This is a genomic window from Rhodococcus sp. HNM0563, assembly GCF_012726195.1.
In the GTDB taxonomy this organism is placed as follows: domain Bacteria; phylum Actinomycetota; class Actinomycetes; order Mycobacteriales; family Mycobacteriaceae; genus Rhodococcus.
Window position 1 is genome coordinate 411044 of sequence record NZ_JAASAF010000003.1, and the last position, 16948, is coordinate 427991.

The 16948-nt window shown below is 66.8% G+C and carries 16 protein-coding genes; 9 read left to right on the plus strand and 7 right to left on the minus strand.

What is annotated here, in order from left to right:
- Position 1: 1 nt before the first annotated feature.
- Positions 2-1222, minus strand: coding sequence for an ergothioneine biosynthesis glutamate--cysteine ligase EgtA (gene egtA, locus HCA61_RS08915; protein WP_206039869.1), 1221 nt, complete (start codon positions 1220-1222; stop codon positions 2-4).
- 160 nt (positions 1223-1382) lie between these two features.
- On the opposite strand from egtA, the gene HCA61_RS08920 reads away from it, so the two are divergent.
- The 3 genes from HCA61_RS08920 (at position 1383) to pth (ending at position 4074) form a co-directional block, all read left to right on the plus strand.
- Entirely contained in the window at positions 1383-2555 is a 1173-nt protein-coding gene (locus HCA61_RS08920; RefSeq protein ID WP_169688000.1) for an aminotransferase class V-fold PLP-dependent enzyme, read from the plus strand.
- Between the two features lie 212 nt (positions 2556-2767).
- Positions 2768-3370, plus strand: a complete 603-nt coding sequence (locus HCA61_RS08925) for a 50S ribosomal protein L25/general stress protein Ctc (RefSeq protein ID WP_169687782.1) — start codon at positions 2768-2770, stop codon at positions 3368-3370.
- A 131-nt stretch (positions 3371-3501) separates the two neighbouring features.
- On the plus strand, positions 3502-4074 hold the full coding sequence (pth, locus tag HCA61_RS08930; RefSeq protein WP_169687783.1) for an aminoacyl-tRNA hydrolase: 573 nt from the start codon (positions 3502-3504) through the stop codon (positions 4072-4074).
- 3 nt (positions 4075-4077) lie between these two features.
- Here the strand turns inward: pth and HCA61_RS08935 are convergent, their stop codons facing one another.
- The gene (locus HCA61_RS08935) at positions 4078-5478 is read right to left on the minus strand and encodes a PLP-dependent aminotransferase family protein (RefSeq protein ID WP_169687784.1); all 1401 of its coding nucleotides are present in this window, start codon (positions 5476-5478) and stop codon (positions 4078-4080) included.
- 46 nt (positions 5479-5524) lie between these two features.
- Here HCA61_RS08935 and HCA61_RS08940 point away from each other — a divergent pair, with 46 nt between their 5' ends.
- Both HCA61_RS08940 and HCA61_RS08945 read left to right on the plus strand, forming a co-directional pair.
- Positions 5525-5977: a carboxymuconolactone decarboxylase family protein gene (locus HCA61_RS08940; protein ID WP_206039800.1), complete on the plus strand. Its 453-nt coding sequence runs from the start codon at positions 5525-5527 to the stop codon at positions 5975-5977.
- A gap of 77 nt (positions 5978-6054) precedes the next feature.
- Positions 6055-7194 carry an MFS transporter gene (locus tag HCA61_RS08945; protein WP_346777535.1) on the plus strand — a complete coding sequence of 380 codons (1140 nt, stop codon included), beginning with the start codon at positions 6055-6057 and terminating at the stop codon, positions 7192-7194.
- Here the strand turns inward: HCA61_RS08945 and HCA61_RS08950 are convergent.
- On the minus strand, positions 7177-8811 hold the full coding sequence (locus HCA61_RS08950) for a fatty acyl-AMP ligase (protein WP_169687785.1): 1635 nt from the start codon (positions 8809-8811) through the stop codon (positions 7177-7179). The two genes, HCA61_RS08945 and HCA61_RS08950, sit on opposite strands and share 18 nt — an antisense overlap.
- Before the next feature lie 204 nt (positions 8812-9015).
- Here HCA61_RS08950 and HCA61_RS08955 point away from each other — a divergent pair, with 204 nt between their 5' ends.
- Both HCA61_RS08955 and HCA61_RS26240 read left to right on the plus strand, forming a co-directional pair.
- A complete protein-coding gene (locus tag HCA61_RS08955; protein WP_169687786.1) occupies positions 9016-10710 on the plus strand; it encodes a peptide chain release factor 3 in 1695 nt (564 codons plus the stop codon).
- 105 nt (positions 10711-10815) lie between these two features.
- Entirely contained in the window at positions 10816-11427 is a 612-nt protein-coding gene (locus HCA61_RS26240) for a hypothetical protein (RefSeq protein ID WP_240959048.1), read from the plus strand.
- A gap of 57 nt (positions 11428-11484) precedes the next feature.
- Here HCA61_RS26240 and HCA61_RS08965 read toward each other — a convergent pair whose 3' ends face one another.
- From HCA61_RS08965 to HCA61_RS08980, 4 genes are all read right to left on the minus strand, one after another.
- On the minus strand, positions 11485-12522 hold the full coding sequence (locus HCA61_RS08965) for an enoyl-CoA hydratase/isomerase family protein (protein WP_169687787.1): 1038 nt from the start codon (positions 12520-12522) through the stop codon (positions 11485-11487).
- Positions 12523-12576: 54 nt separating this feature from the next.
- Positions 12577-13008: a VOC family protein gene (locus HCA61_RS08970; RefSeq protein ID WP_240959049.1), complete on the minus strand. Its 432-nt coding sequence runs from the start codon at positions 13006-13008 to the stop codon at positions 12577-12579.
- 40 nt (positions 13009-13048) lie between these two features.
- On the minus strand, positions 13049-13534 hold the full coding sequence (locus tag HCA61_RS08975) for a nuclear transport factor 2 family protein (RefSeq protein WP_169687789.1): 486 nt from the start codon (positions 13532-13534) through the stop codon (positions 13049-13051).
- Between the two features lie 91 nt (positions 13535-13625).
- Positions 13626-14276 (minus strand): TetR/AcrR family transcriptional regulator, encoded by a 651-nt coding sequence (locus tag HCA61_RS08980; RefSeq protein WP_169687790.1) that lies wholly within the window; start codon positions 14274-14276, stop codon positions 13626-13628.
- 92 nt (positions 14277-14368) lie between these two features.
- Between HCA61_RS08980 and HCA61_RS08985 the strand changes: the two genes are divergently transcribed.
- Both HCA61_RS08985 and HCA61_RS08990 read left to right on the plus strand, forming a co-directional pair.
- A complete protein-coding gene (locus tag HCA61_RS08985) occupies positions 14369-15904 on the plus strand; it encodes an acetyl-CoA acetyltransferase (protein ID WP_169687791.1) in 1536 nt (511 codons plus the stop codon).
- A 92-nt stretch (positions 15905-15996) separates the two neighbouring features.
- The gene (locus HCA61_RS08990; protein ID WP_169687792.1) at positions 15997-16908 is read left to right on the plus strand and encodes a universal stress protein; all 912 of its coding nucleotides are present in this window, start codon (positions 15997-15999) and stop codon (positions 16906-16908) included.
- Positions 16909-16948 lie beyond the last annotated feature (40 nt).

The following is a 16948-nucleotide window of genomic DNA, read 5'->3' on the forward strand; positions in this document are numbered from 1 at the left end:
CTCACCGGTCGGCCACCCCCGGCGACTGCCCGCGCATGCAACGCGTCGCGGCCGCGTCGAGCGCAGTGGTGAACCTCATGTCGGGCGACGACTCCGCAGCCAGAGACAGCAATCCCACTGCTGCAGCACGCAATTCGACAGCTGCGAGCCCTTGCTGCGCGGCTTCCACCCAAAGCTGCCGAACCGGCTCGGCGATCGCCGACGCCTCGGTCATGACCTCCGGGCTCCTCAGCAGAGCTTCGATCGTCGCGATCGGCACCTGCCACAGGTTGTCGGGTTGCGCGTCCAAGTACCGGACCTCGAGGTGTCCACACGGGCGCACCGGCGGAAACAGCGTGGTCAGATGATAGTCGAGGTCGGCGAAGGTCGGCCGACGACCGATCTCGCCGTCGAGACCGCCGCTGAGCCAATCGGCGAACGACGCCCCGGGTGGTGCGTGCCATTCCGGGCCCGTCGACCGGACACACAGCAAAGGGACGTCGAGCGACCATGCCGGGTACTTCTGCGGGTCGGCCACGGCCGCGGTGCGGTCCGGGTCGAGGGACAACCACGTGCGCATCCGCTGCGAGACCCACTCACCTTCCGGAGCGCCCTGCAGCGTGGCCGAACGTCCGAACGCGGCGATCAACGCCGGGCCGATCGCGTGGAGCAACTCCCAGCGTCGGGCGAGTTCGGCGTCGTCGGCTCCGGCATCGACACTGACCTGCACCGCAGCCGTGCTGTTCATCATCAGCCGCCCGAGAGGTCCGATCCGGTCGAAACGCAATTCCATTGCGGAGTACCGCGGTGTGCGGAGAAGGCGATGGGGCGGCCGAATCTCGTCGGTCGCGGTGTCGAGCATCGACACCGCACGGCGGGCGAGCAATGATCGCAACATCTTCGCGTCGGCGACGAGACGATCCACCGTCTGCCGGGCCGACGTGCACGGCACACTGGCCAGCTCCACCTGCCCGCCCGGTTCCAGACTGACTGCGCTGCCCGACGGCAGCGGACGGGCCGACGACGACGGAGCGATGGTTTTCGGGGCGTGAGGCCCGAGTGCCTCGACGATCGATGTGAGTTCCGGCCGTGAGGCCGTTCCGTCGGCACGCGCAGTCAGCCATTCGAGTTCGGCGCCGATCAGCCGCGGTGGACCGAACCGGAAGCTCACCCGACGTACGTACGCTTCGGCGGAGGCGCGCGGACCGAGCTCGCTGTCGGCGCGCGGCATCGCCGCGTCCATCGCCATCACCACTCGATCCACCCTCCTTTGTCGGTGGGCCTGGTCACTGAGCGAGCCTAACGCGCGCATCGCCGCAACGCCCGTAGAACGCCCCGGCGGCACACTGACCACACTAGATTCGGTCGAAGGATCTTGCCGAGAGGAAATGGAGGCCACCTTCATGCTCGATGTGCAGCAGGCCCGGCGCGACACCCCCGGCTGTTTCGACCGGGTGTTTCTCGACAGCGCGGGGTCGTCGCTCCCACCGACTCCGGTGGTCGACACCGTCGTCGCCCATCTACGACGCGAGGCCGAGATCGGCGGATACGCAGCCGCCAACGAGCGCCTCGACGACCTGGCCGGGGTGAAGACCTCCCTCGGACGCCTGTTCGGGGTCGATGGCACCTCCGTGGCGTTGTCCGACAGCGCGTCGCGGGCATGGACGTCGTTCTTCTATGCGGTGCCGCTGGGACCGGGCGACCGCATCCTGCTGTCACAGGCCGAGTACGCCGCCAACGCAGTCGCAGCGCTGCAGCGCGCCCGCGCCACCGGCGCGAGCGTCGAGGTGGTTCCTTCCGACAGCGACGGCCGTATCGACGTCGAGGCACTGGGCGGACTGCTCGACGAGCGCGTCAAAATCGTCTCGGTCGTGCACGCACCGACCAACGGCGGTTTGGTCAACCCGGTCCGCGAGGTCGCCGACGCCGCCCACGCCGTGGGCGCACTGGTGCTGCTCGACGCGTGCCAATCGGTGGGGCAGCTTCCCGTGAGCGTGCCGGAACTGGACGTCGATGCGCTCTCGGGTACCGGCCGCAAGTGGGTGCGCGGTCCTCGCGGCACCGGGTTCCTCTACGTACGGCCGCGGCTGATCGCCGACCTGGAGCCGGCGCCGATCGATCTGCACAGTGCGACGTGGACGTCGCCCGACACCTACGAACTCGCGCCCGACGCGTCGCGCTTCGAGATGTGGGAGGCCGACGTCGCGGCCCGGCTGGGACTCGGCGTCGCGATCGACTACCTGCTCGATCTCGGAATCGATGCCGTGGCGGAGGCCATCGGTTACCGCGCCGAGCACACCCGCGACGGGCTGGAGCGGATCCAGGGCGTCACCGTGCACGATCGCGGCGCACCGCTCAACGGGATCGTCTCGTTCACCGTCGACGGGATGGAACCGAGTGCGGTGCGCGGCGCATTGGCCGAGCAGTCGATCACCGTCACCGTCAGCTCACGCAGCTCCACTCTGCTCGACATGTCACAGCGGAAACTCGATGCCGTGGTGCGCGCGTCGCCGCACTATTTCGTCTCCCCCGCCGACGTCGATCGTTTCCTCGCCGCCGTTCGCTCGCTCGCCTGATGAGGCCCGTTCGCATTGCGCAATCGGATCCGGTAAAGTATGTCGAGTTGTCTCGGCGAGGGTGAACCGCGTTACCGCTGGCTCACCGTGATCGACGCGGCTGCGGCTCCGTCAGAGCGAAGAAGCGCTCCTAACTGCCGCGCGTGTCCGGTCCCGCATTCGCCGAGAAGACCGACCCCGTGAGAGTTCACTAGCGTAGGAGCCGTTGCACCATGTCCAACGAGAACCGTCTCGTAGCCGCTGTCCGCACCGAGTTCGGCAAGGGCGCAGCCCGTCGCACCCGCCGTGCAGGCCAGATCCCCGCCGTCCTCTACGGCCACGGCACCGATCCCAAGCACCTGTCGCTTCCCGGCCTCGAGTTCGCCGCGGTCCTGCGTAACCACGGCACCAACGCCGTCCTGACCCTCGAGGTTGACGGCACCGAGCAGCTCGCCCTCACCAAGTCCGTCACCACGCATCCGATCCGTCGCAACATCGAGCACGCCGACCTGCTCGTCGTGAAGAAGGGCGAGAAGGTCACCGTCGAGGTCCCCGTCGTCCTCACCGGTATCGCAGGCCCCGGCGCGCTGGTCGTCAACGAGGTCAGCACCATCAAGCTCGAGGCCGACGCCCTCAACATCCCCGAGGAGATCTCGGTGTCGATCGAGAGCGCTCCCATCGGCACCCAGATCCTCGCCGGTGGCGTCGAGCTTCCCGCGGGTGCGACCCTGCAGGACGATCCCGAGCTGCTGCTCGTGAACATCGTCGAGGCCGCTGCTCAGGCGAGCGCCGAAGAGGCAACCGACGAGACCGAGGGTGAAGCAGAAGAGGCCTGAGCCTCGACTGCGTGAACCTTTCGGGCTCAGTGAAGTCTTTCGTGCGGCGCGTCATCCTTCGGGATGGCGCGCCGCACGCGCGTTCGACCGAGCGGTACACCGCCACACATGATTCGAGGAAGGACCCGCACGTGAGCGAGGACACCGCGCTCGTCGTAGGGCTGGGAAATCCCGGTCCCAAGTACGAGACCACCAGGCACAACATCGGTTTCATGGTTGCCGATGTGCTGGCCGATCGGGTCGGCGGGAAGTTCAGCGCACACAAGAAGAGCAACGCCGAGATCGTGCAGGCGCGACTCGACGGGCGACAGGTCATCATCGCGAAGCCCCGCACGTACATGAATGTCTCGGGTGGCCCGGTCGCGGGTCTCGCGAAGTTCTTCTCGGTCTCTCCGGCGAACATCATCGTGATCCACGACGAACTCGATCTCGAGTACAGCACGATCCGGCTCAAGCAAGGCGGTGGTGAGAACGGGCACAACGGCCTGCGGTCCACGTCGTCGGCACTGGGCACGAAGGACTATCTGCGAGTGCGCATGGGGATCGGTCGGCCGCCGGGCCGTCAGGATCCGGCGGACTTCGTACTCAAACCTTTCTCCGCCACCGAGCGCAAAGATCTCGGCGTGCTGTGCGAGGAGGGCGCCGACGCCGTCGAACTGCTCCTCAAACTCGGCCTCGAGGGCGCACAGAACCGAATCCACTGACTCCTACGGCGCCGGAGGCAGTGCCAGGCACAGGGCTTCCAATGCCGACGAGAAGGCATGTTCGGCCGGTGTTCCGTAGCCGACGACAAGCCCGTCGAGGTGCGGCATCGTACTGTCGGGGTGCCGGTAGGCGGACAATCCGTCGACGGCCACCCCCAGTCTGCGAGCGGCCGCGAGAGTGGTGTGTTCCGTACCTTCCGGCAATTCGAGCACGGCATGCAGACCGGCCGCGATTCCGCTGACCCGGATGTGCGGGGCGTGCTCGGTGAGCGCGGCCGCGAGGTGGTCCCGACGCCCCCGGTAGACACCGCGCATGCGGCGCAGGTGTCGCTCGTAGGAACCGCACGAGATGAAGTCGGCCAAGGTGAGCTGATCCCATGCGCTCGACCAGAGTTCACGTCTCCCTTTCACGGCGAGAACGTCGTCGATCATTCGGTCGGGCAATACCATCCACCCCAGGCGAAGAGACGGCGACAGACTTTTGCTGATCGAGCCGAGGTAGATCACACGATCCGGATCCAGTCCCTGCACCGCACCGATCGGTTCTCTGTCGTAGCGAAACTCTCCGTCGTAGTCGTCTTCCAGAATCAGGCCGTCCGCCGTACGCGCCCAATCCACGACCGCGGCCCGGCGCAGGGCATGCAATGGACCACCGGTCGGGTATTGGTGTGCGGGGGTGAGCAGAACCGCACCCGCCGATTTCTCGGACAGGTCGCCTACGCGGGCGCCGCGCTCGTCGATGGACAGCGGTACGGTTCGTATCCCCGCGCCCGCGATGAGATCTCGGTGGAAAGCGAGCCCGTAGGATTCCACGGCAACGGTGCTGGGCAACAGCGGCCCGAGCAACTGCAGAGCGTGGGCGTAGCCGGCACAGATCACGATGAGTTCGGCATCGACACGCACTCCCCGAGCCCGCGCCAGATAGTCGGCGAGAGCATCGCGCAGTTCCGGGCGACCTCGTGGATCTCCCACCCCGAATGCTTCACTGGGTGCCGCGTTGATCGCCCGGCGGGCCGACGTCGACCAGGCGGCCCGCGGAAAGGCCGACGCGTCGGGGGAACTCGGCGCCAGGTCGTGGATCGGGCGGCGAGACGACGGCCGAGGTCGCCGTCGGTGAGGTGGCGGTGGAGCAACTCGCCGGGCCACCCGGGTCCCCGAACCCTGTCGCGCCGTCAACCACCCTTCTTCCACCAACTCGGAATAGACCTCGGCCACGGTGTTCCGGGCTATGCCGAGATCGGCGGAGAGTGCCCGATAGGACGGCAGCCGGGTATCCGGTGGGAGGCGGCCCGAGCGGACTGCCTCCCGCACGGCGTGCATGAGCTGGGAGCGCATGCTTCCGGAGCCGGACAGCTCCAGATGCAGATCACTGCCCGTCGGTGAATTGACCCCAGGATTCGTCATCGAAATGAACCATACCAATGGTCACTTCCGGCTTTAGCTTTATGACATGACAACTTTTCAGGTAGCCCAGCGCATGGATTTCGCCCAGGTCGCGCCGAAGATCTTCAAAGCCGTCCTCGCTCTCGACGCCGCCGCTCGCGCCGGTCTCGACCCGGTACTGCTCGAACTGGTCCAGATCCGTGCATCGCAGATCAACCGCTGCGCATACTGCATCGACTACCACACATCCGACGCGCGCCGGGCCGGTGAGCGGGAAGAACGGATCTACCAGCTCAGCGCGTGGGAGGAATCCAGCGTCTTCACCACGAAAGAACGTGCAGCACTGTCGCTCACCGAGGCGATGACACAACTGCCCGGCGGAGTCTCCGATGAGGTCTGGGACGAGGTCGCCGACGAGTTCGACGAGACAGAACTCGCCCAGCTCATCGCGTTGATCTTCACGGTGAACACCTGGAACCGGATGAACGTGACGACCCGCAAGACGCCCGGGGCGCTGTGACCGCCGCCGCCCCAGCGGCACCTACCGGGACGGCGGCCGGCCCCTCACCAGTGAAGGGCTGGCTCGCCGTCCTGGCGGTGACACTGGGAATCTTCTCCCTCATGACATCCGAACTGCTCCCCGTCGGATTGCTCACTCCCGTCGGCGATGCCCTCGACGTGTCCGAAGGTCGCGCCGGGCTGATGGTGACAATTCCCGGGCTCGTCGCCGCACTCTCCGCGCCCTTGATCACGGTGGCCGCCGGGCGGATGGACCGCCGGCTCGTCCTGGCTCTGCTGATCGGCATGATGGGGGCTGCCAATCTCGCATCGGCCTTCGCAACAGATTTCGCGGTCGTCCTGGCCGCCCGGTTCCTCATCGGGATCAGCGTCGGCGGGTTCTGGGCGTTGGCCGGGGGCATCGCCCTCCGACTGGTACCGCAGCGACACGTCGTGCGTGCCACCGCCGTGATCTTCAGCGGTGTCGAAGCCGCGTCCGTTCTCGGGGTGCCCGCCGGCACGTTCCTCGGCGGCCTCAGCAGCTGGCGCACAGCGTTCGGCGCGGTCGGCGTCCTCGGCCTCGTCGCGCTGACGGCCATGCTTTTCCTGGTGCCCCGGCTACCACCGCAGCGCACCCTCGGCCTCACCGACCTGCCCGCGGTGTTCCGCAACAACGCAGGCGTGCGTGTGGGAATCATGATGACGGTCCTGATCATCACCGGCCACTTCACGGCGTACACATTCCTGCGCCCCGTCCTTCAGGGCAGCGGCGTGGACGGCGGATCGATCGGCATGCTGCTTCTCGCGTTCGGTGTCGCCGGCCTCTGCGGCAATTTCATTGCGGGAGCCCTGGTCGACAGATGGTTGCCACAGACCGCCCTGGGAATCTCGCTCGTCCTCACCGTCGCCATGGTCGCGGTCGCGGTCACCGACACCACAGCCGTCTCGGCGGCAGGCATGCTCGCCCTCTGGGGATTGGGCTACGGCGCAGTGCCTGTCACTCTCCAGACCTGGATGTTCAGGTCGGCTCCGGACGCCGTGGAGGCCGCGAGTTCGCTGTTCGTCTCGGCGTTCAACCTGTCGATCGCAGCGGGTGCTCTGATCGGTGGGCTCGTGGTCGATGCGCTGTCGCCGACGAGCGTGCTCTGGATCGGTGGTGTCCTCACCGCACTCACCGTCCTCGTCATCGGAACCTCCGTGCGGGCCGGGCGTCGTACCCCGTCAGCGCCGGAGCAATGATGCCGACGTCCCGCGGCGCAGCTTGCCCGACGACGTCTTCGGGATGTTGCCCGGGCCGAGCACTGCAACCGTGCGGGGACGCGCTCCCACCTCCGCACACACCGCATGGACCACCTCGTGCTCGATTCGGCGCACTTCGTCGAGGTCGTCGATGAGGTTGGTCTCCACCGCCACCGCAAACGATTCCCGCTTCTCGCCGGCATCCAGCCGGATCGCGACGGCATTGCCCGGTCGTACCCCCGCCACACCGCACGCGGCGCGCTCGATATCGGTGGGATAGATGTTGCGTCCGCCCATGATGATGACGTCCTTCACCCGGCCGCACACGACGACCAGACCTTCTTCGGTGAAGTAGCCGACGTCGCCGGTATCGAGCCAGCCGTCGCTGTCCTGCGCGGGTACGGGGCCATCGACCGTGACGTATCCGTGTGTGACGGCTTTGCCCCGCAACTGGATGACCCCGACCCCTCGGGTAGGGAGTTCCTGCCCGTCGTCACCGACGACTCTGCCTTCGAGACCGGAAACGAGATGCCCCAGCGTCGGCAACCGGCGGGCGTTCGAGTGGACCGAGGGCACGGCCATCCCGCCCGACTCGAGCAGGTCCGGGTCGACGACATCGAGCACCTGGCCGTGGCCGGGGTCGGGTACCGATACCGCCAGCGTCGTCTCCGCCATCCCGTAGACCGGGGCAAGCGCCATTGGGTCGAGCCCGAACCGGGCACCCGCCTCGGCGAGAGCGTCCATGGTGTCGGGGTCCACGGGCTCGGCCCCGTTCCACATCCACTCGATCGACGACAGGTCCACCGCGCCGTCCTCGGCCTGCGCCAGCTTGCGCGCCAACAAAGAGTATGCGAAATTCGGTGCAGCCGTGACGGTTCCACGATATTTGGTGATGAGGTCCGCCCACAGCATCGGTGTCCGCAGGAAGTCGAGCGGAGTCACCGACACCACCTCGCCGCCCATCTGCATCGGGACGCTGAGGAATCCGACCATGCCCATGTCGTGGAACAGTGGCAACCAACTGATCATGACGTCGTCGTCGAGCGAGAACTTGATGCGTTCGAACATCGCATACGCGTTGACGTAGAAGTTCTCGTGCGTGATCTGCACGGCCTTCGGTGACCCGGTGGAGCCGGAGGTCAGTTGCTGCAGCACGATGTCGGATTCTGCGGTGTCGACGGGGTCGATCGGTGTGCCTGCGCGCAGTTCCGAGGTGGTGACCACATCGATGCCCCGCTCACGCAGCAGCGGCTCCGCGATGTCGAACGGTGCGCCGAGCACCACGACCCTCGCGCCGATCATGCGCAACACGGTCTCGGTGTCTCGCGTCCACCCATCGAGATCGGTGCGCGGGGTGGGCTGGTGCAGCATCGTGATGCTCGCGCCGCGCATCCACACGCCCTGGCTGATCGGGGCGATGTCGACCGGGAACCCGGCCAGGATCGCGACCGCATCGCCCGGAGCGACCCCGCTCGCCGCCAGACACCCCGCCATGCACCGTGCCTGCTCGTGGATCTGCATCCAGGTCTGTCGCCGCGGCGAGTCCGGCTCGCCGGTGATCAGACCCCGCGTGCTTGCGCGCCCCGTCGCATACATCTCATCAGTGAACCTGCTCACGAACACTCCTCGTTCCGATGCGCACGGGCCTTCCCGTGCCGAAATCCCGGCCCTACGAATCAGCGTGGCCCGAAAATGAGCGATCGGAAGCGTCCCCGGGGAAACGTGATCGAATCTGCGGGAAAACGACACCGAATCGCCTAGTAACATGGAGGAGTTGCCTGCGATAGAACACCGACCAAAAAGTTTCGAGAGGTTTCCGCGTTGAGTACCCCGCCCGCCTCCGCCAGCGAATCCACCAACGCCGCGAAGCCCCCTTCGTCGAACGAAGTCCGTTCCGAAGCGCTGCGACGGCGCACATTCGCCGTCATCTCCCATCCGGACGCCGGTAAGTCCACTCTCACCGAGGCCCTCGCGCTGCACGCGAAGGTCATCTCGGAGGCCGGCGCCGTCCACGGCAAGGCCGGCCGCAAGTCCACCGTGTCCGACTGGATGGAGATGGAGAAGGCCCGAGGCATCTCCGTCAGCTCCACCGCGCTGCAGTTCAACTACTCGTCCTCCGAGGCTCCGGAGTCGGAGGACGGTGTCGACACCGTCAACGTCATCAACCTCGTCGACACCCCCGGCCACTCCGACTTCTCCGAGGACACCTACCGCGTGCTCACCGCGGTCGACGCGGCCGTGATGCTCATCGACGCCGCGAAAGGCCTCGAGCCGCAGACGTTGAAGCTGTTCCAGGTATGCCGCCACCGCGGCATCCCGGTGATCACGGTGATCAACAAGTGGGACCGCCCCGGTCAGACGCCACTCGAACTGCTCGACGAGATCAGCGAACGGATCGGGCTCACCCCCACCCCGCTGTTCTGGCCGGTCGGCATCGCGGGTGACTTCCGCGGACTCTTGCGTCGCGGTCTCGACGAGCATGCAGGCGAAGCCGTCGAATACATCAAGTTCACGCGCACCGCAGGTGGCGCGAAGATCGCACCCGAGGAGCACCTGACCCCCGAGGTCGCGCTCGAGCGCGAAGGCGACACCTGGACCGAGGCAGCCGAGGAATCCGAACTACTGTCGGCGAGCGGGCAGGATCACGACCAGGAACTGTTCCTGGGAGGTCAGACGTCGCCGGTGATCTTCGCTTCCGCCATGCTCAACTTCGGCGTCCGTCAGATCCTCGACACGCTCGTCGCGCTGGCCCCGCCGCCGCGGGCACGCCTGGCGATCGACGACACTCCCCGCGACGTCGACGACCCGTTCAGTGCCGTGGTGTTCAAAGTGCAGGCCGGAATGGACACCGCGCACCGCGATCGTCTCGCGTTCATGCGCGTCGTCTCGGGCGTCTTCGAGCGCGGGATGGTCGTCACCCATGCCCAGACCGGCAAACCGTTCGCGACGAAGTACGCACTGACCGTGTTCGGGCGCGAACGCACTACCGTCGAGAATGCCTATCCGGGCGACGTGGTGGGCCTGGTCAACGCCACGGCCCTCGCGCCCGGCCACACCCTGTTCGTCGACAAGAAGGTCGAGTTCCCGCCCATCCCGTCGTTCGCACCCGAGCACTTCGCGATCCTGCGGGCCGAGAGCGCCTCGAAGTACAAGCAGTTCCGTAAGGCCGTCGATCAGCTCGATTCCGAAGGCGTCGTGCAGATCCTCCGCAACGACATCCGCGGCGATGCGTCGCCGGTGATGGCGGCCGTCGGCCCCATGCAGTTCGAGGTGGTCGCGGCGCGAATGAAGGCCGAGTACAACGTCGACCCGAAGATCGAGCCGCTCGGATACGCGCTGGCCCGCCGCACCGATGCGGAGTCGACCACCGAGCTCAACCGTCAGCGCGGTGTCGAGGTGTTCGAGCGGTCCGACGGTGTGTTGCTGGCACTCGTCAGCGACAAATGGCGGCTGCAGTACATCCAGAAGGAGCTTCCCGAACTCACCCTCGAGCCCTTGGTCGCTGCGACGGACTGATCCCGAAAACAGCAGATACCGGACATACGGGGTGACGCGGACACCCTTCGGCTGGTAATTTGCTGCCGTCGAGCACGCGCGCTCGGGTGATTTCAGGAGCTTGTCATGAACGACGACGATGCACCGTCCGTGCCGTCGGGTGAACTACCCGACCCCGGCACGACGGAGTCCAGCACCGCCGAGGCCGGTCATACCCGGTCGGGTGAGCGGTCGAAGGGCCCGAAGCGGTCGGGCACCTTCGTCTACCCGCTGCCGAGCACGCCGCTCCCGAACAGTACGCCGATGACAGTGCTCACCACGGGTGTGCACGCGATCGACCGCAACCCGGCCGGCGGGGTGGGCGCCGGAACCACGAACGAAGGGACGTCCTCGGTGACGAGCACCAGCACCAATGGCAGCACGACCGGCACCAACGGCTCGACCGCCGATACCTCTGCCGCGTCGAGCACACTCGGCACTGCTTCGAAGTCCGGCGTGCCCGCCCGCCGCAATTCGATGGGTGTCGCGTCGGTACGGATCGCGGCGCGTCTGGCCCAGGGCGAACTCGGTTCACGGTCGTCCCACGGCATCGACCCGACGATCGACAATGACGAGTTGCTGCAGCTACTCGGTGAATACCTCGTGGCGGGCGGGCTCGAGAAGCCCGAGATCCACGCGATGCTCGGTGGTCAGCCGATCGTGGTCGATCTGCAATCTCCGCACCGCTTCACCCGCTGAATCACTCGGGACACCGAATCACTAGGGACTCCGAAACGTTCGGGACCGCTCCATCGCTCAGCCGAACAATGCGGCGATGGTCGCCGGATCGACCTCCTCGACCCGAGGGGGCGACCATCGCGGTGAGCGGTCCTTGTCGACGAGCACAGCGCGCACCCCTTCGACGAAATCGGGGACCGCGCTGATCCGCACCGCCACCTCGAGCTCGCGCGCCAAGCACTCCTCGAGTGTGCTTTCGGCGCCGCGGCGCAACAACTCCACGGTGGCACGCACGCTGGTCGGCGACGCGGCACGGAGGGCCGCATGCGTCCGCTCGGCCCATTCCGGATCGATCTCCGCGTCGGTGGCCGCGAGCCGGTCCAGCATCTCGTCGACCGTTCCGTCTCCGAACACCGTCTCGATATCGGCGAAGCGTTTCTCCAGTTCGGATTCGGGTGCGGGAGAGACGAATTCGTCGAGAGCCGCCTGCCAGTCGCCCGCGCGGATACGATCGACAAGATCATCAACGCGGTCGCGGGGCACGAAATGGGTGGCCAGACCCACCGCGAGCGCGTCGCCTGCGCCGATGCGGGCCCCCGTCACGCCGAGGTACATTCCGACGGCGTCGCAGCGCACGGCGGTGCCCCGCAAACGGGGGAGAAAATGGCTCGACCCGACATCCGGGATGAAGCCGAGCGCTGTCTCGGGCATCGCGAACGACGCCCTCTCCGTCACCACCCGCACCGCGCCGTGCACCGAGATCCCGAGCCCACCGCCCAAGGTGACACCGTCCAGAACCGCGAGATACGGCTTCGGGTAGGTGGCTACGAGTTCGTCGAGCCGATACTCGGCGGCGAAGGATTCCCGCACTGCATCGAAGGCGCCCGACAGCACCGCATCGCGAGCAGGTTTGATGTCGCCGCCCGCGCAGAAGGCCCGATCGGACCGGCTCGTGACGAGCACGGCCGTGACGGACGGGTCGGTGCGCCACTGCAGCAGCGCAGCATGCATGTCCCGGATCATCGACGGGTTCAGCGCGTTGAGCGCTTCGGGCCGGTCGAGTTGCACCTCACCGACACCGTTGGCAACTCGCGTGCGGATGAACGACTCTTTCACGGGCGGGAGCCTACCGGGCGCATGTGACAGACGTGAGGTACGGCACCGCCGACGTCAGGGTTCACCTATCGGATCTCCGGTCAGCGGACCGACGAGCATCCACCGATGCCCGAACGGGTCGATCAATGTGGCGTTGCGGTGACCGTGGTTCTCCGAGATCCACCGCTCGACCCTGCCTCCGGCTGCGCGGGCGCGCTCGAGAACGGTGTCGGTGTCGACGACCGGAAGCATCAAGCTCACCGATGTGGCTCCCCCGGCCGGTGCGGTCAGGCCCATTTCCGGGAACTCCTCGGCAAGATAGACCATCCCGGTCGGGAATCCGAGTTCGGCGTGGCCGAGCCTGCCGTCGTCCATGAAGATCGGCTCGCCATGCAGCGTTGCGCCGAACGCGCTTACATACCAGTCGATTGCGTCGCGGCCGTGCCCCACCGTGAGATACGGGATCGCGCCTGCCGGGGGAAACAGCGTCTCGTCCTGGGTTGCCATGGACATCTCTCCTTTCGAACGTCGCACCGCCTCCGGCGATTCAGGACGCGCGCGGAGGCTGCTGGAGCATTGCCCATTTGTTGCTGCTGAGTCGGAACGACGGCATGTCCGCGAGAGAAACGACCGTCTCCCAATTGCGTTCGTATCCTGTGTGCACGATCCGCCAGGCACCGTCGTCACACCGGACGTACCGATCGTGGTAGTACGCCGACCCCCGCAGAATCATGCCGTCTTCCGGAACGATGACGGTGTCTGCGAGCAGCCAGGTCCCCGTTGCTGTTCGGCCGCCCTCATCGATCCGGATCTCGGGGTGGCTGCAGTGGTGTTCCGTGACCATGTGGAGGCCGAGCGTGTTCTCGAGAAAGTTGATGAAGACCTCGCGAGATTCGAAACTGAGATGTTCGCCGTACACCGCGGTGGCCTCGGGTACGAGAGTGTCGGCGAGCTCCTCCCAGTTCTTGGTATCGAGATTTCGCGCGTAGCGATACTTGACCTGCGCGATCTGCTCCATTGCCTCCAGATCCATCGCTGATCTCCCATCACCGTGTACCTGTTGCAAGGCTATCCCGGATCACGGCCGGACGATGTCCGAATGAAAGACCCGCCGGTCAGCTCTATTACAGTTCGATTACGCTCTGGCTCTTGTGTTTCGGATCGGACACCGTCCCGGCACCGTGCAGCGCTCCGACGACCGCCTCGACGATGCGGTCCGCGTACGCGTCGTCGTCGCTCGGCGCGGGGTCGGAGAGCCCGAACAGTGCGTGACTGAGTACCGCCCCGGTCACGATCTCGAGCAGGAGCGTTACGGAGGTTCCAGGATCGAGTTCACCGCGTTCGACCGCACGATGCACGATGGTGCGCGCAGCGAGGATCCGGCTGCGATTGAGCGTCCGGGCCAGATGGGCGAGCAACTCCGGATTGACTCGCGAGTCGAGCGCCACGCGCAGACTGACGAGGCCGGATGGCGTGCGGTACCCGTGCAGGAGTTGTCGCGCGAGTTCGGTCAGATCGGAACGCAGCGCGCCGGTATCGATCGGGACCGGCAGTGGGCTGCGGGCCTCGAGCGCCTGGACAAGAAGGTCGTCCTTGGTATCCCACCGCCGGTACAGCGCGGCCCGCCCTACACGGGCCCTGCGTCCCACGGCGTCGAGGGTGAAGCCGCGCCAACTGGTTTCGGCATACACCTCGAGCACGGCATCGAAGACTCGGTCCTCGAGGTCGGCGTCGCGTGGCCTACCTCGGCGACGAGGAGTGGGGGTATCGGTCACGCGATGAGTGTGCCAGACCACACCTCGATATACAGACTGAATCAGTCCGTATTACGCTCGGAGTGCCATCCCCGACGACCACGAGGCCCTCGATGACAGACCCTGCACGGACTGAGCCCGCACGTACACCGGTCGTGATCGGAGTCGGCGACCTGCGATCAGGACGCGCCGGCGCACCCGCCGACCCCAGGGAACCACTCGACCTGATCGTCGAGGCGACCCGTGCCGCGCTGGCCGACACCGGCGCCGCGGACGAGCTCGCCTCCCGCATCGACACCGTCCGCGCCGTGAAGACCGCGAGCTGGTCGTACGACGACCTGCCCGGGCTACTCGCCGAACGCATCGGCGCCACCCCCGAGCGCACGTCGACGACCCCGATCGGCGGCCACTGGCCGGCCGCGCAGCTCGACCGGATCGCATACGACATCGCGACCGGCACCAGCTCCGTCGCGCTGCTCGTCGGGGGCGAGGCGCAGGCCTCCGTCAGCAATGCGCTGGGGGCCGGAACCGACCCGGCCGCACTCGGCTGGGTCACCGCCCCCGGCGGCCCCCCGGCATTCGATCCGGACGACCTGGGCAGCGCCGCGATGCAGCGCGCCGCGATGGTGGTCCCCACCCGCGTGTACCCGCTGTTCGAGAACCGGCTCAGTCACCGGCTCGGGCACTCCCGCGAGACGTCGATCGAGTGGTCCGCGGAGCTCTACGGCAGGTTCTCCGAGATCGCGGCGGAGAACCCGGCCTCGTGGAATCCGAACGTGCGTACCTCCGAGGACATCCGCACCGTCGGTCCGAAGAACCGCGCGGTGACCGATCCCTATCCCCTGCTGATGAATGCGATGCCGTTCGTCGACCAGGCCGCGGCCGTCGTCGTGACCTCACTCGCGACAGCACGTGAACTCGGGGTCGCCGACGACCGGATTCTCTATGTCTGGGGCGGCGCTGGTGCGACCGAACCGACGGACGTGCTCTCCCGCGCCGATTTCGGCCATTCCGCAGCGCTCGCCGACGCGCTCCGTCGCACGCTCGACCGCGCAGACCTCCGCGCAAGCGACTTCGACATCATCGATGCCTACAGTTGCTTCCCGGTGGTGCCCAAGCTGCTCGTCGAGCACCTCGGGCTCCCGCGTGACACCGTCCCGACCGTCACCGGCGGCCATTCGTTCTTCGGTGGGCCACTCAACAGCTACACGCTGCATTCGATCGTCGCGGTCGCGCGTCGACTGCGCACCGACTGCGAGCTCGCTCTCGTGCACGGCAACGGCGGGTACCTCACCTACCAGCATGTCGTGGTGCTCGGATGCACACCGCACACCGACGGATACATCGGCGATCCCGAGCCGGTCCTGTTGCCCGCGTCCGAGACCGAGCCTGCGCTCGATTACTCGGGTGAGATCGAGATCATCACGGCCACTGCAGAATTCGGCCGCGATGGCACCCCGGCCATCGGGTTCCTCATCGGCACGACCCCCGACGGCCGACGCGTGTCGGGGCACACCGACGCCGCCGGTGCGCAGATCCTCGCCGCAGGCGCCGACATCATCGGTACCACTGTGCACGTCGTCGACCGCGGCGGCATAGTGATCCTCACTCCGACTACCGCCCCGATGACAGAGACGTTCACGACGTAGGGCCCGACGTGAGATGACGTGCCTCGTCACGTCGCGGAGCGTCGAGGCCGAAGCCCACTGCGCGCGACCGGTCACGCGATAGCCTCGACTTTGTGAAACCTCATGGTGCAGTGCCACAGGACCACAACCACATCACGGTCGGAGTCGACGGATCGTCCGCATCCGACCACGCCGTGCGGTGGGCCGCGGCTACGGCTGCAGGACGCAGGCTGACACTACACATCGTCCACGCCGTGGACTTCGGCCCCACTGGGTGGACCGACATGCCGTTCTTCCGGCCCGCCGAGGTTTTCGAATGGGCAGAGGAGAAAGCGCGTGTCGTCCTGTCGGACGCCGAGAAGATCGCGCGCTCCACCGCCCCGGACCTCGAGATCACCACTGCGACGTCGATGACGGGTGGCTCTGCTTGGCTCGTGGAACTTTCCCTTCGGGCGCGAATCCTGGTACTCGGCGCCTCGGGCCATGGCCGACTGGGCGAGGCGGTGCTCGGCTCCACACCCAGCGCCGTCACCTCTCACGCCGGTTGCCCCGTCGTGGTCGTCCGTGGAACCGAACCGGTTGCAACACCCGACGTGCGTCCCGTCGTCGTCGGCGCCGACGGCAGCCCGCTGAGTGAGGCCGCTGTGGCCTGTGCATTCGAGGAGGCGTCGTGGCGCGGCGTCGACCTGGTGGCGGTGCACGTCTGGAGCGATATGAAGGTCGGAACGTTCGAGTCGCTTCCTCCCTCACTCGCCCCGCAGTCGCTCGAGGAAAACGAGCACGCAATATTGGCCGAGCAGCTGGCCGGATACCGCGAGCGCTATCCCGACGTCACCGTCGACCGTAAGCTCTACCTCGACGGGCCCCGTTCCCGCCTGCAGGAGTGGAGCGAACAGGCGCAACTTCTGGTGGTCGGCAGTCGGGGTCGTGGCGGGTTCACCGGATTGCTCCTCGGTTCCACGAGCAACGCACTCCTGCGTCAAGCCCAGTGCCCGGTCATGGTGGTGCGCCCCCGCCAGTCCTGACAGCAGTGGTCTGGGGTGCCGTCTTTCCCCTGCCGAACGA